15 protein-coding genes are annotated in these 11,864 nt (G+C 59.7%); 11 read left to right on the top strand and 4 right to left on the bottom strand.

The features are described from left to right. Positions 1-17 precede the first annotated feature (17 nt). Together ACEN2R_RS15015 and ACEN2R_RS15010 are read right to left on the bottom strand one after the other, a co-directional pair. Complete coding sequence (locus ACEN2R_RS15015; protein ID WP_442043489.1) at positions 18-539, bottom strand: hydrolase; 522 nt, start codon at positions 537-539, stop codon at positions 18-20. A gap of 94 nt (positions 540-633) precedes the next feature. Beyond that, entirely contained in the window at positions 634-813 is a 180-nt protein-coding gene (locus ACEN2R_RS15010; protein WP_442043488.1) for a hypothetical protein, read from the bottom strand. Here ACEN2R_RS15010 and mtgA point away from each other — a divergent pair. From mtgA to ACEN2R_RS14980, 6 genes are all read left to right on the top strand, one after another. After that, the gene (gene mtgA / locus ACEN2R_RS15005; protein WP_442043487.1) at positions 812-1,423 is read left to right on the top strand and encodes a monofunctional biosynthetic peptidoglycan transglycosylase; all 612 of its coding nucleotides are present in this window, start codon (positions 812-814) and stop codon (positions 1,421-1,423) included. The two genes, ACEN2R_RS15010 and mtgA, sit on opposite strands and share 2 nt — an antisense overlap. 55 nt (positions 1,424-1,478) lie before the next feature. Further along, complete coding sequence (gene fzlA, locus ACEN2R_RS15000) at positions 1,479-2,144, top strand: FtsZ-binding protein FzlA (RefSeq protein ID WP_442043486.1); 666 nt, start codon at positions 1,479-1,481, stop codon at positions 2,142-2,144. Further along, positions 2,141-3,175 carry a tRNA epoxyqueuosine(34) reductase QueG gene (gene queG, locus ACEN2R_RS14995; protein WP_442043485.1) on the top strand — a complete coding sequence of 345 codons (1,035 nt, stop codon included), beginning with the start codon at positions 2,141-2,143 and terminating at the stop codon, positions 3,173-3,175. The genes fzlA and queG overlap by 4 nt, the downstream gene beginning before the upstream one ends. Positions 3,176-3,188: 13 nt before the next feature. Further along, positions 3,189-4,145, top strand: a complete 957-nt coding sequence (locus ACEN2R_RS14990; protein ID WP_442043484.1) for a D-2-hydroxyacid dehydrogenase family protein — start codon at positions 3,189-3,191, stop codon at positions 4,143-4,145. Between the two features lie 3 nt (positions 4,146-4,148). Then, positions 4,149-5,075 carry a DMT family transporter gene (locus ACEN2R_RS14985; protein ID WP_442043483.1) on the top strand — a complete coding sequence of 309 codons (927 nt, stop codon included), beginning with the start codon at positions 4,149-4,151 and terminating at the stop codon, positions 5,073-5,075. A gap of 99 nt (positions 5,076-5,174) precedes the next feature. After that, positions 5,175-5,369, top strand: a complete 195-nt coding sequence (locus ACEN2R_RS14980; protein ID WP_442043482.1) for a hypothetical protein — start codon at positions 5,175-5,177, stop codon at positions 5,367-5,369. Between the two features lie 51 nt (positions 5,370-5,420). On the opposite strand, the gene ACEN2R_RS14975 is transcribed toward ACEN2R_RS14980, so the two are convergent. Further along, a complete protein-coding gene (locus ACEN2R_RS14975) occupies positions 5,421-6,290 on the bottom strand; it encodes a branched-chain amino acid aminotransferase (RefSeq protein ID WP_442043481.1) in 870 nt (289 codons plus the stop codon). Positions 6,291-6,453: 163 nt separating this feature from the next. Between ACEN2R_RS14975 and ACEN2R_RS14970 the strand changes: the two genes are divergently transcribed. The 5 genes from ACEN2R_RS14970 to dxs all read left to right on the top strand — a co-directional run bounded on the left by ACEN2R_RS14970 (position 6,454) and on the right by dxs (position 10,920). Beyond that, positions 6,454-6,984, top strand: coding sequence for a MarR family winged helix-turn-helix transcriptional regulator (locus ACEN2R_RS14970; RefSeq protein ID WP_442043480.1), 531 nt, complete (start codon positions 6,454-6,456; stop codon positions 6,982-6,984). Continuing rightward, positions 6,981-7,685: a response regulator gene (locus tag ACEN2R_RS14965; RefSeq protein ID WP_442043479.1), complete on the top strand. Its 705-nt coding sequence runs from the start codon at positions 6,981-6,983 to the stop codon at positions 7,683-7,685. The genes ACEN2R_RS14970 and ACEN2R_RS14965 overlap by 4 nt, the downstream gene beginning before the upstream one ends. Positions 7,686-7,854: 169 nt before the next feature. Continuing rightward, positions 7,855-8,097, top strand: a complete 243-nt coding sequence (locus ACEN2R_RS14960; RefSeq protein ID WP_442043478.1) for an exodeoxyribonuclease VII small subunit — start codon at positions 7,855-7,857, stop codon at positions 8,095-8,097. Then, positions 8,098-8,967 (top strand): polyprenyl synthetase family protein, encoded by an 870-nt coding sequence (locus ACEN2R_RS14955; RefSeq protein ID WP_442043477.1) that lies wholly within the window; start codon positions 8,098-8,100, stop codon positions 8,965-8,967. A 24-nt stretch (positions 8,968-8,991) separates the two neighbouring features. After that, on the top strand, positions 8,992-10,920 hold the full coding sequence (gene dxs, locus ACEN2R_RS14950; protein ID WP_442043476.1) for a 1-deoxy-D-xylulose-5-phosphate synthase: 1,929 nt from the start codon (positions 8,992-8,994) through the stop codon (positions 10,918-10,920). A gap of 51 nt (positions 10,921-10,971) precedes the next feature. Here dxs and ACEN2R_RS14945 read toward each other — a convergent pair whose 3' ends face one another. After that, entirely contained in the window at positions 10,972-11,835 is an 864-nt protein-coding gene (locus ACEN2R_RS14945; protein ID WP_442043475.1) for an SDR family oxidoreductase, read from the bottom strand. Positions 11,836-11,864 lie beyond the last annotated feature (29 nt).

The raw sequence follows: 11,864 nt of genomic DNA, 5'->3' as shown, positions 1-11,864 counted from the left end.
ACTGAATCGCGGCGACCTTAGGGTTGCCGCGGTTTCACCTTAGCAAGCCCGACGACATAGTTCTTCCCGTAGACCTTGGCGCATCGCGGGCAGGTCGTATAGAAAAAGAAGATGTCGTCGGGCTCTTCGCAGCGCTTGCGCACCTCCTGTTTCATCGCTTCCTCCCAGTCGGGGGCGTCCTTGTATGGGCCTTCGAACACCTTGGTGATGAAATCGCCGGATATCCGCACCATCTCTTCGTTGGGGATATCTTTGGACGCTGAGAAATAGTGACCTGCGTGCCAGGCATTTAGATCGTGACTAAGCACAATGAAATCAGCGGGGTCATAGGCCCCCGCCTCTTCGAGATGCTGCTGCACGCGCGTGAAAACCCGCCCCATATCAAGCGGGATGTGAAACGCGCTATGGGTGTCCGCCTTTACGAACAGCTTGTTTCGAAAGCGAAGTTCTTGCCCATCCCATCCTTCGGGATTGAATTTTGGACAGCAACCGGTGGTGTTGATGCTGGTGTCGTATTTTGGCAAGGCATTGATGTGCATGACCGGGCCCTCCTGACATTAATTTGGCAAAATGTTCGACCCGCAAGGCAAAGGTTGCAATGATGCGTCGCAATCCGTGGCGGAATCGGGACTTTCATGGCAGATCGGCCTTTGTCGCCTTGACCCTTTGCCGCCTGGCGTGGCTAAGGTGTCGCGTGGCAAAAGCAAAGACATCAAAGCGGACCTCCAAGGGGGTCTCCCGATCCCGCATCAGCCCTATGCGCTGGGTGCGGCGATGGGTGTTGCGCGGGTGCTTTGGGATTGCGGCGTTCATGGCGTTCTTCGTTGTACTGTTCAGCCTGGTGAACCCGCCGACCACCTATTACATGCTGTCCGAAAGCCGCCGTTTGGGCGGAATAGAGCAGGATTGGGTCGCGATATCCGAGATGTCGCAATTTGTGCCCCGGTCGGTTGTCGCGGCAGAGGATGCCAATTTTTGCCTGCACTGGGGGTTCGATATGTCCGCGATCCGCAAGGCATTGGACGAGGGCGCCGCACGGGGCGCCTCGACCTTGTCGCAGCAGGTGGTCAAGAACGTCTACCTTTGGCATGGGCGCAGTTGGCCCCGCAAGGCGCTGGAGGCGATCCTGACCCCCGCCGTCGAAGCGGTCTGGACCAAACGGCGGATTCTGGAGGTTTATCTGAACGTCGCCGAGTTTGACGAAGGGGTGTTTGGCATAGACGCCGCCGCGCATCACTATTTCGATGTCAGCCCCGATAAGTTGACCGCATTGCAGGCCGCGCGCCTTGCCGCCGTTCTGCCAAACCCTAAAGACCGGTCCGCCAGCAAACCGACCGCCTATATCCGCAAACGCACCGGGTCGATCATGGATGGTGCGGCCACGATCCGCGCGGATGGGCGGTCTGCGTGTTTCGAGAGTTGAAACCCGCAGGCGTTCGCGGCTAGTAAGGACAGAACCCTCCTAAAGCAGTTATGAAATGAATCGACTTTTCCACGTTCCGCTATCGCCTTTTTGCCGCAAGGTCCGCCTTTCGCTGGCCGAGAAGAAGATCGAGGTGGAGCTGGTTGAAGAAAAATATTGGGAAGCTGACCCTGATTTTATGCGCCGCAATCCGGCGGGCAAGGTTCCTGTGCTTAAGCTGGACGGCAAGATGATGTCGGAAAGCACCGCGATTTGCGAGTATCTGGAAGAGGCCAATCCATCGCCGACCCTGATGCCGCGCGGTATTCAAGAACGCTATGAGATGCGCCGGATCGTGGCGTGGTTCGATGACAAGTTCCATCACGAAGTCACGTCAAAGCTGCTGTATGAACGCGTGAACAAAAAGATGATGGGGCAGGGGTATCCTGACTCGAAGAACATCAAGATGGGCGCAAAGGCGATCAAATATCATCTTGATTACATGGGCTGGATTCTGGACCAGCGGCGCTGGTTGGCGGGCGATATGATGACGCTTGCCGATTTCGCGGCAGCGGCGCATCTGTCCTGTCTTGACTACATTTCTGATGTGGACTGGAATCGCAATGCTACGGTAAAGGACTGGTACGCAAAGATCAAATCCCGGCCTGCGTTCCGGTCGATTCTGGCCGATCAGGTCTCTGGTTTTCCCCCGCCGGCTCATTACGCGGACCTTGATTTTTGAGCGCAGAGCTAAAGGCGCGGCTATCGCAATTTGCCCTGACCGAAGGGTTCGCAAAGATCGGGATTTGCAGACCGGATTCCATTCCGCTGGCCCCGTCGCGATTGGCGGCGTTTGTCGAACAGGGGCGTCACGGGCAAATGGGCTGGATGGCCGACCGCATGGAATGGCGGGGCGATCCCGCGTCGCTATGGCCCGGTGCCCGGTCGGTGATCATGCTGGCGGAACCCTATACGCCAGAGCATGATCCGTTCGATATTCTGGCGCTGAGGGACCGCGCGGCAGTCTCTGTTTATGCCCAAAACCGCGATTATCACGATGTGGTCAAGAAGCGGCTGAAGCGCGTGGGGCGCTGGTTGATCGAACAGGTCAAAGATGCCGAGATCAAAGTTTTTGTCGATACCGCCCCCGTGATGGAGAAACCGCTGGGACAGGCCGCAGGGCTGGGATGGCAGGGTAAGCACACCAATCTTTTGTCCCGTGATCTGGGCAACTGGTTCTTTTTGGGCGCTATTTTTACCACGCTTGATCTGCCCGTCGACGCGCCAGAGGAAGAGCATTGCGGCAGTTGCACCGCCTGTTTGGATATCTGTCCGACAGGGGCGTTTCCGGCGCCGTTCCAGCTGGATGCGCGGCGCTGCATTTCCTATCTGACGATTGAGCATAAGGGGCCTGTCGACGTTGCCTTGCGGCCGATGATGGGGAATCGGATTTATGGGTGCGACGATTGTCTTGCGGCCTGCCCTTGGAACAAGTTCGCCATGGAGGCCCGCGAGGTGAAATATGCCGCAAGGGATGATTTGCGGGCGCCAAGGCTGGCGGATCTGGCCATGCTGGACGACGCGGGGTTTCGGGCGTTGTTTTCCGGCAGCCCGATCAAGCGGATCGGGCGGGACCGTTTTGTGCGCAATGTGCTGTATGCCATTGGCAATTCCGGTGACGCGGATTTGCGCAGAGTTGCGGTTGCCCTTTGCGATGATGCGGACGAAACTGTCGCTGATGCGGCGCGATGGGCGGTAAACCGGCTGATGTAATTCGGGGAAGAAAATGAAGATTGCGGTTCTGGACGACTACACAAGCGATGCGCGGAATATGGCGGATTGGGCCAGATTAGGCTCTGATATCACGTTTTTCACCGAGGCTATTCCAGAGCATGCCCTGCAAGAAACCCTGATCGGGTTCGACGTGATCTGCCTGATGCGCGAACGCACCGCGTTTCCGGCGGCGTTGATCGAGGCGCTGCCAAATCTGAAACTGATCGTCACAACGGGGCCACGCAATGCCGCGATTGATGTGGCTGCGGCCAAGGCGCGGGGCATTCCTGTGTCGGGCACGACTTCGCGCAAGACGACAACGTCGGAACTGGCGATGACGATGATCCTTGCGTTGTCGCGGGGGCTGGTTCCCGAGGCGGCGTCGCTGGCTGCGGGTGGCTGGCAAAAGCGGCTCGGGCGTGATTTGAATGGCCTGACGCTTGGCCTGATCGGGCTGGGCAATATCGGCAACCAGATGGCAACGATCGGACGCGCCTTTGGCATGACGCCGATCGCATGGTCGCAGAATTTGACGGTGGAAAAAGCTGAGGCGTCGGGTGTCGGGTTTCGGCCAAGCCTGAACGCGCTGATGGCGGACGCCGATGCGGTTTCGGTGCATCTGGTGTTGTCCGAGCGGTCAAAAGGGCTGATCGGGCGCGCGGCATTTCAGGCGATGAGGCCGGACGGCGTGTTTGTTAACACGTCCCGCGGGCCGATTGCCGACACAGCCGCGCTGTTGGATGTCATGCGGGCGCGGCCCGATATGAAAGCCGGGCTGGATGTGTTCGATACAGAGCCTGTTCCGGCGGAAAACCCCATTCTTGACCGGGCGTTGATTGCCAGCGGTCAGCTGCTTTTGACGCCGCATCTGGGATACACGACTCAGGCGACATTCGAGGTCTTCTACCGTGAAACGGTCGAGTCCGTCGCCGCGTGGATAGCGGGCAATCCGATTAGATTGATCGGATAGGCCATGAACCAGCCCTTTCGCGGAATTGGACTGAAGATCGTCTCGGTGCTGGTCTTCATCATCATGGCCAGCATGATAAAATCGGTGTCAGACCATATTCCGCCGGGACAGGCGGTGTTCGCGCGGTCGTTCTTTGCGATTCCGGTCATTCTGGTGTGGCTGTGGTATCGTCATGAACTGCGGATCGGGCTGGTCACGGCGAACCCGATGGGCCATGTCTGGCGCGGGGTCGCGGGGACGATGGCGATGGGGTTGGGCTTTGCCGGGCTGGGGCTGCTGCCGCTGCCCGAGGTCACGGCGATCGGCTATGCCGCGCCTTTGCTGACGGTGATTTTCGCCGCGATGTTTCTGGGCGAGGACGTTCGGGCATTTCGCCTGACAGCGGTTGCTTTGGGCCTGGTCGGGGTCTTGATCGTTCTATCGCCCCGATTTGAATCCGTGTCGAGCGGTGCCTTGGGCAGCCGTGAAACGCTGGGCGCGACTGTGGTGCTGATGGGGGCGGTATTTTCGGCTTTGGCACAGGTGTTCGTGCGTAAACTGGTTAATATCGAGCGGACCTCGGCCATCGTGTTCTACTTTTCGGTCACTTCGACCGTTCTGTCGCTGATCACAATTCCCTTTGGCTGGGTCGTCCCGACCCTGAGCGAGGCGGCGTTGTTGCTTTGCGCGGGATTGCTGGGGGGCATCGGGCAGATATTCCTGACATCCAGCTACCGGTTTGCGGACGCATCGGTCATCGCGCCGTTCGAATATGCCAGCATGCTGTTTGCGCTGGCGATCGGGTATTTTGTCTTTGGCGAGGTGCCGACGTTGGTGATGCTGGCGGGTGCCGCGCTGGTCATTCTGGCAGGCGTTCTGATCATCTGGCGAGAGCGGCAGTTGGGAATTCAGCGGGACCGTCAGCGCAAGGCGATGACGCCGGGCGGATAGGCGACAAAGGGCTCATGTTATTTCGCAAATCCGGCGCGTTGTGGTAAGGTCGCGCACCTTGCCATGCGGACTGCTCCGCTGCAAAGACAGGAGAACGATATGACACGACATATCCTTGACCACCCCAGAGCCGAGGTTGCGACCAGCCGGCTGCCAGCCTTTGTGGCAATCGAACGGCAGATGGGCGATTTGCATCCGGCCACCCGCGCCCTGCATCGCAGGCCGGTGACTGTGCCGATCAAAAGCGCGTCCCTAAGGCAGTTTCTGCGGATCGCGCGGGGCCGGCAGGTTTGACGTAAAAAGGGCCGGCCTGCGCCGACCCTTTTCCACAAATACAGACTTTTATCAGGCGCGAACGAGCTTTTCGTAGTCTTCCGCGATCTCGCGCGTCAATGCGCCGACCTCAAACGTATGGTCACCGATCTGGCCCACAGGGGTTACTTCGGCGGCGGTGCCGGTCAGCCAGCACTGCTCGAATCCTTCCAGTTCCTCGGGCATGATGTGACGTTCATGCACGGTGATGCCTTTGGCCTTCAGCATGCCGATCACGGTTTGGCGTGTAAGTCCGTTGAGAAAGCAATCGGGCAGCGGTGTGTGCACTTCGCCGTCTTTCACGAAGAAGATATTGGCGCCCGTCGCCTCGGCGACATAGCCGCGATAGTCGAACATCATCGCGTCGGAACAGCCTTTTGCCTCTGCCGCGTGTTTGGACATGGTGCAGATCATGTACAGACCGGCGGCCTTTGCCGCACAGGGGATTGTTTCAGGCGAGGGGCGTTTCCATTTTGAGATGTCCAGCTTTGCGCCTTTCATCTTGGCGTCGCCGTAATAGGCACCCCATTCCCAAACGGCCACAGCCATGCGAACCGGGTTCAAGTTGGCCGCAACACCCATCATCTCTCCGGCACCGCGAAACGCGATGACGCGCACATAGGCGTCTGTCAGGTTGTTGGCCTTCAGTGCCTCGTATTTCGCCGCCTCGATCTGGTCGACGGTATAGGGGATAACCATGTCAAGCAGCTGACCGGAGCGCAGCAGACGCTCTGAATGGTCGCGGCTTTTGAAGATCTTGCCGTTATAGCACCGCTCTCCCTCGAAGACAGAGCTGGCATAGTGCATGGCATGGGTCAGGATATGCACGTTTGCATCGCGCCACGGCACCAGTTTGCCATCCATCCAGATAAAGCCGTCGCGGTCTGCATATGATCCAGCCATCATTCGATCCTTTTCATTCAAGGCGGGATTTTCCGCCATATTTGCATATGTTGCGCATTTTAAGGCCGATGCGGACATAAAGTTGCGCGAATTGTAGAAATCGCTAACAATTGATTCTTGGAAAGTCAACAAGACTGACTTAAAATCAGGCAAAATTAAAATTATGTCGAGAGGAGCAGTCATGTCCGACGGGCCAGGGTCAAGCGCACAGGGCGGCGAGGGGCTGCTTTTCCTTACGGACGAACAGTTGCGCAAGGGGATCGAGGCGATGTTCTTTGCCTATCGCGGTTTTACGGCCGATCCTGACAGAATTCTGGCGAATTACGAATACGGCCGCGCCCATCACCGTGCCGTGCATTTCATCCATCGCAGCCCCGGTACGACCGTAAATAACCTGCTGGCCGTTCTGGGGGTGACCAAACAATCGCTGAACCGGGTTTTGCGCTCTCTGATCGCGGACGGGCTGGTGGAAAGCCGTGTGGGGCGGCTGGACAAGCGCGAACGCCACCTGTTTTTGACCGCCTCCGGTCTGGAGTTGGAGAAAGAGTTGAGCGAGGCACAAAGAACACGAATGCGTGCGGCCTATCGCGCGGCGGGGCCTGTTGCGGTAGCAGGGTTCAGGCAGGTGCTTGAGGCGATGATGGACCCCGAGATGCGCATGCACTTTCAGGTGATGAAGGATTCAAGCCAATGACGCCCACAACCGACGTACATTTGCTGATCGTTGATGATGACGAGCGCATTCGGGGCCTGTTGCAGAAATTTCTGGTGCGCCACGGATTCTGGGTTAGCGCGGCACGGGACGCAGCACATGCGCGGCGCCTGCTGGGTGGTCTGGAATTCGATATGATCGTTCTGGATGTGATGATGCCGGGCGAAGATGGCGTTGCCCTGACGCGCGCCCTGCGCAAGACGCTGACGACGCCGATATTGCTGCTGACCGCCAAGGGCGAGACGTCGGAACGGATCGAAGGGCTGGAGGCGGGCGCGGATGACTATCTGGCGAAGCCGTTCGAGCCAAAAGAGCTGCTACTCCGGATCAACGCGATTCTGCGACGGGTGCCGCAGGCGGTTGCGGTCGATCTGGGACCGAAGGTGCTGCACTTGGGGCCGGTGCGCTATGACGTGGAGCGGGCTGAGATGTGGCAGGGCGAAATGCCCGTCCGGCTGACCGCGACCGAAAGCCAGCTGATGCGGATCTTTGCCTCCGCCCCCGGCGAGGCGGTCAGCAGAACCAAGCTGGTCGAGGATCTGGGGCGTGATCGCAGTCAGGCCCAGGAACGGGCCGTCGATGTGCAGATCACCCGATTGCGCCGTAAGATCGAGGCGGATCCAAAGCAGCCGCGCTATCTGCAGACGGTGCGCGGTGCGGGCTATATGCTTGCCCCCGACTAGAAAAACCCACGTCTGCAGAGGGGACGGTTGGTGTATGGGCTGGTCCTGATAACGCAGCCAACGCGCTGTGGGAAGGTGGCGTTGCCTCGACTTTGGCGGGGGGATATGATCTGTTTGCCCTCGCCGCGCATGTCGCGGCGCATACGGGTGTTTTGATGGAGCGAGGCGCATGAGCGAGACGGCAGTGGCAGAGATGAGTTTCGAGCAGGCGATGGCCGAACTGGAGCGCGTTGTCGCGCAGCTTGAGAATGGCGACGTGCCGCTTGAGCAGTCGATCACATTATACGAACGCGGTGCCGCCCTGAAGGCGCGGTGCGAGGCCAAACTGAAAGAGGCCGAGGAAAAAGTGGCGGCGATTACCCTGGGCGAAGGCGGTGCGGCAGTGGGTCTGAAGCCGGTGGAAGGCCTTTAGGTGTTTCCCGCAGCATTGACCGGGGCCGCGGCGCAGGTTCAGGCTTGTTTAGACACTGTTCTGGCGGATTTTGCCGATGTCCCGGTGGTGCATGGCATGCGGTATGCCACGTCCGGTGGAAAGCGCCTGCGCGGATTTCTGGTGATTGAAAGCGCGCGGTTGCATGGCATTCCCGCCGCGCAATCGGTCTTTGCGGCAACCGCGATAGAGTCCATGCATGCCTATTCTCTGGTCCATGATGACCTGCCCTGCATGGATGATGACGACCTGCGGCGGGGCCAGCCGACGGTGCATGTCAAATGGAACAATGCGACGGCGGTTCTCGTCGGGGATGCACTGCAAACGCTGGCGTTTGACGTGTTGGCACGGGCAGACTGTGCGCCAGATCCGGCGGTTCGGGTGGCGCTGATGGCGTCTTTGGCGCGGGCATCCGGTGCGCAGGGCATGGTTCTGGGGCAGGCGCAGGATATTGCGGCGGAAACGGCTGCGTTGCCGCTGACGCTGGACCAGATTACCGGGCTTCAGCGCAATAAAACCGGCGCACTGATATCGTGGTCGGCAGAGGCGGGCGCGGTTCTTGGGGGGGCAGATGTGACCCCGCTGCGGCACTATGCGCGGGCGCTGGGCCTTGCCTTTCAGATCGCCGACGACATCTTGGATGTAGAGGGAGATGCCGCCAAAGCGGGCAAGCGCCTTCAGAAGGATGCTGATGCAGGCAAGGCGACCTTTGTGTCATTGCTGGGCCTGGACGGGGCTAAGGCGAAAGCCAGGGATCTGGTAAGCGAGGCAGAAGCGGCGCTGGCGCCCTACGGCGCGGCTGCGGAATGCTTGCGACAGGCGGCGCGTTTCGTTATTGCCCGCGAGACTTGATATGGCCCCGGAGGGCTGCGTGCGATGACGAATAGACCCCTTACCCCGCTTTTGGACCGTGTCCATGTGCCTGCCGATATGAAGCAGTTCAGCGACCGCGAACTGCACAGGCTGGCAGACGAAGTGCGCGCCGAGACGATCAGTGCCGTGTCAGAGACCGGCGGGCATCTCGGGGCCGGGCTTGGGGTGGTCGAACTGACCGTGGCGATCCACGCGGTGTTCGACACGCCGCGCGACCGCCTGATCTGGGACGTGGGCCATCAGTGCTATCCGCACAAGATCCTGACCGGGCGGCGCGACCGTATTCGCACGCTGCGAATGAAGGGCGGCTTGTCGGGCTTTACCAAACGGTCCGAAAGCGCGTTTGACCCTTTTGGCGCGGCGCATAGTTCCACGTCCATTTCCGCCGCGTTGGGCTTTGCCGTGGCGCGGGATCTCGGCGGGGCACCCGAATACGGCATCGGCGACTGTATCGCGGTGATCGGGGATGGCTCCATGAGCGCGGGCATGGCCTATGAGGCGATGAACAATGCGGGCCATCTGAAGAAAAAGATGATCGTGATCCTGAATGATAACGAGATGAGCATTGCCCCCCCCGTGGGCGCGATGTCGGCCTATTTGTCGAGCCTTTACGCGGGCGCCCCGTTTCAGGAATTCAAGGCGGCGGCCAAAGGCGCGGTCAGCCTGCTGCCTCCGCCGTTTCAGGAAGGTGCGCGGCGGGCCAAGGAATTGCTGAAAGGCATGGCCGTTGGCGGAACCTTGTTCGAAGAACTGGGGTTTTCCTATATCGGGCCAATTGACGGGCACGACCTTGACCAGATTCTGCCATTGCTGCGCACGGTGCGCGATCGCGCGACCGGCCCTGTTCTGATCCATGCGATTACCAAAAAGGGCAAAGGCTATGCCCCCGCCGAAATGGCACGCGACAGGGGCCACGCGACGGCCAAATTCAACGTTTTGACCGGAGAGCAGAACAAGACGCCATCGAACGCGCCGTCCTATACATCGGTGTTCGGTAAAACGCTGGTGGCCGAAGCGGCGCGGGATGACAAAATCGTCGCCGTGACGGCGGCAATGCCCGACGGCACCGGTCTGAACCTGTTCGCAGAGCGGTATCCAAGCCGCTGTTTCGACGTCGGCATCGCCGAGCAGCACGGTGTTACCTTTTCCGCAGCCTTGGCGGCGGGTGGGATGAAACCGATTTGCGCCATGTATTCTACGTTTTTGCAGCGTGGCTACGATCAGGTCGTGCATGACGTTGCCATTCAGCGCTTGCCGGTGCGCTTTGCCATTGATCGCGCGGGATTGGTCGGGGCAGACGGGGCCACCCATGCCGGTGCGTTCGACATCGCGTTTTTGGCGAATCTGCCCGGTTTCGTGGTGATGGCGGCCGCCGACGAGGCGGAGTTGATGCATATGGTGGCGACCGCACTTAGCATCGACGATGGCCCAAGCGCATTCCGCTTTCCCCGCGGCGAGGGGGTCGGCGTTGATTTGCCAGAGCGCGGTATTCCGCTGGAGATTGGCAAAGGCCGGATGATAGCCCAAGGGGCGCGGGTTGCGATCCTGTCCTTCGGGACGCGTCTGACAGAGGTTCAAAAGGCGGCCGAAGCGCTTTCGGTCAGGGGGATCACGCCGACCGTTGCCGATGCGCGGTTCGCCAAGCCGCTGGATCGTGACCTGATCCTGACACTGGCCCGCGACCATGAGGCACTGATTACGATCGAAGAAGGCGCTATCGGCGGTTTCGGCTCTCATGTGGCGCAACTGTTGGCGGAGGAAGGTGTGTTTGACACGGGCCTCAAATTCCGGTCGATGGTTCTGCCCGACACATTTATCGACCATGCCAGCCCCGAAGATATGTATGCCGACGCAAGGTTGAGCGCCAAGGACATCGAGGCCAAGGTGCTTGAAGTTCTGGGTGTCGCGATGATCGCCGGCAAGCGCGCCTGAGACTTTTTTGCCTTCGGCGAGGATACTTTTAGAACAAAGAATGGGCAGGGTTTATTCGTCACCGTCGAGCAGCGCCTGAAGCCCGTCCCTGTAGGTCGGGAATTTCAGGGTCACACCAAGGTCGGTTTTGATCCTGTCATTGCGGACTTTTTTCGATTCGGCATAGAAACTACGCGCCATTGGCGTCATTTCCGCGGTTTCATAGTTTTGGGCAGGCGGAACGGGCTGCCCGAGCAGCTCTGCGGCATAACCGATGACATCCTGCGGTGGGGCCGGGTCATCATCGCACAGGTTATAGATGGCGCCCGGATCGGGGCGCATGATTGATGCGGAAAGCACCTGCGCGATATCCTCGACGTGGATGCGACTGAAAACCTGACCTGGTTTGATGATGCGCCGTGCCGTTCCGTCGCGCACTTTGGCGAAGGGGCCGCGCCCAGGACCATAAATTCCCGCAAGGCGGAAAATGTGCAAAGGCAGGCCGGTTTCAGCGGCAAGGGTTTGCCACGCCCGTTCCGCATCGACGCGATATTGCCCGCGCCGTGTAGAGGGGGTCAGAGGCGTTGTCTCGTCGACCCAGCGGCCCTGATGGTCGCCATAGACGCCGGTTGTCGAAAGATATCCTGCCCATTCGATATGCGGCGCGGCATTGACGATCTGGTCGCGCAGTGCGGTCAGGACCGGATCGCCGGCTTCGTCTGGTCCAGCCGAGATCAGAAGATGCGTGGCGTCGTGCAGCGCGTCTTTCATGTCTGTTCCGGGCCAGATCAAAGGCTCTGTTCCGGCGTTGATCAGGGTTTTCGCCTTATCGGCGGACCGTGTTGTTCCGATAATCCGCCAGCCGTGTGGTATCAGCATTCGGGACAGGGCGCGGGCGGAATATCCGTGCCCGAAAGAGAGAAGCGTTTGTATCATGGCAGGACTATTCAGGCAGAATGGCCGAT

The organism is Pseudogemmobacter sp. W21_MBD1_M6 (assembly GCF_052119585.1).
GTDB lineage: Bacteria > Pseudomonadota > Alphaproteobacteria > Rhodobacterales > Rhodobacteraceae > JBGQOJ01.
The sequence above is the reverse complement of the archived record's forward strand: the minus strand, read 5'-3'. Positions and strand labels throughout refer to the sequence as shown.

Bases quoted from the DNA above. Each gene is read 5' to 3' on its own strand.
- ACEN2R_RS14990 (WP_442043484.1), top strand. From the start codon at position 3,189: ATGAAGATTGCGGTTCTGGACGACTACACAAGCGATGCGCGGAATATG.
- fzlA (WP_442043486.1), top strand. From the start codon at position 1,479: ATGAATCGACTTTTCCACGTTCCGCTATCGCCTTTTTGCCGCAAGGTC.
- ACEN2R_RS15010 (WP_442043488.1), bottom strand. From the start codon at position 813: ATGAACGCCGCAATCCCAAAGCACCCGCGCAACACCCATCGCCGCACC.
- ACEN2R_RS14960 (WP_442043478.1), top strand. From the start codon at position 7,855: ATGAGCGAGACGGCAGTGGCAGAGATGAGTTTCGAGCAGGCGATGGCC.
- ACEN2R_RS14945 (WP_442043475.1), bottom strand. From the start codon at position 11,835: ATGATACAAACGCTTCTCTCTTTCGGGCACGGATATTCCGCCCGCGCC.
- ACEN2R_RS14965 (WP_442043479.1), top strand. From the start codon at position 6,981: ATGACGCCCACAACCGACGTACATTTGCTGATCGTTGATGATGACGAG.
- ACEN2R_RS15015 (WP_442043489.1), bottom strand. From the start codon at position 539: ATGCACATCAATGCCTTGCCAAAATACGACACCAGCATCAACACCACC.
- dxs (WP_442043476.1), top strand. From the start codon at position 8,992: ATGACGAATAGACCCCTTACCCCGCTTTTGGACCGTGTCCATGTGCCT.
- ACEN2R_RS14970 (WP_442043480.1), top strand. From the start codon at position 6,454: ATGTCGAGAGGAGCAGTCATGTCCGACGGGCCAGGGTCAAGCGCACAG.
- ACEN2R_RS14980 (WP_442043482.1), top strand. From the start codon at position 5,175: ATGACACGACATATCCTTGACCACCCCAGAGCCGAGGTTGCGACCAGC.
- ACEN2R_RS14985 (WP_442043483.1), top strand. From the start codon at position 4,149: ATGAACCAGCCCTTTCGCGGAATTGGACTGAAGATCGTCTCGGTGCTG.
- mtgA (WP_442043487.1), top strand. From the start codon at position 812: ATGGCGTTCTTCGTTGTACTGTTCAGCCTGGTGAACCCGCCGACCACC.
- ACEN2R_RS14975 (WP_442043481.1), bottom strand. From the start codon at position 6,290: ATGGCTGGATCATATGCAGACCGCGACGGCTTTATCTGGATGGATGGC.